The organism is Parafrankia sp. FMc2 (assembly GCF_041008525.1).
Classification (GTDB): Bacteria; Actinomycetota; Actinomycetes; order Frankiales; family Frankiaceae; genus Parafrankia.
This window is the reverse complement of sequence record NZ_JBFLUG010000524.1, coordinates 1-529: the sequence shown is the minus strand read 5'-3', so window position 1 is coordinate 529 and position 529 is coordinate 1. Positions and strand designations below refer to the sequence as shown.

Below are 529 nucleotides of genomic sequence, written 5' to 3'. Positions count from 1 at the left end.
AAGATGATCCTCGCGATGAGCCACGGCACGCTGCCGGCGACGTTGCATGTGGATGCGCCGTCGCCGCATGTCGACTGGGCGGCCGGGGCGATCGAGCTGCTGACCGAGTCCCGTCCGTGGGAGGACAACGGCCGGCCGCGTCGGGCGGGTGTGTCCTCGTTCGGGGTGAGTGGGACCAACGCGCACATCATCCTCGAGCAGGCCCCCGACCTCGACGATGCCGTCGCCGAGGGGTCCGCAGAGCCGGCGGTTCCGGCGACCGTGCTGCCGATCGTTCCGGTTCTGGTCTCGGGCCACGACGAGGAGGCGCTGCAGGCCCAGGCAGGACGTATGAGTGAGACGGGCGGTGACGTCCTCGGGCTTGCGGCTGGATCCGCTCGGCGTGCGTCGCTCGCCCACCGTGCGGTGGTTCTGGCTGCGGGTACCGATGATCTGCGCGCTGGGCTGGAGGCGCTGCGAGGCGAGGTGTCCGTGCCGAACGTGGTGCGGGGTGTGGTGGGTGAGGGCCGCCTGGCGGTGGTGTTCACCG

General features: G+C 71.1%; 1 protein-coding gene. It reads left to right on the top strand.

All coding sequences use genetic code 11. From position 1 onward, the window contains the following. Window positions 1–15: 15 nt before the first annotated feature. The coding region (locus AB1460_RS38275) for a ketoacyl-synthetase C-terminal extension domain-containing protein (protein ID WP_368967509.1) at window positions 16–529 on the top strand (514 nt) is incomplete at its 3' end.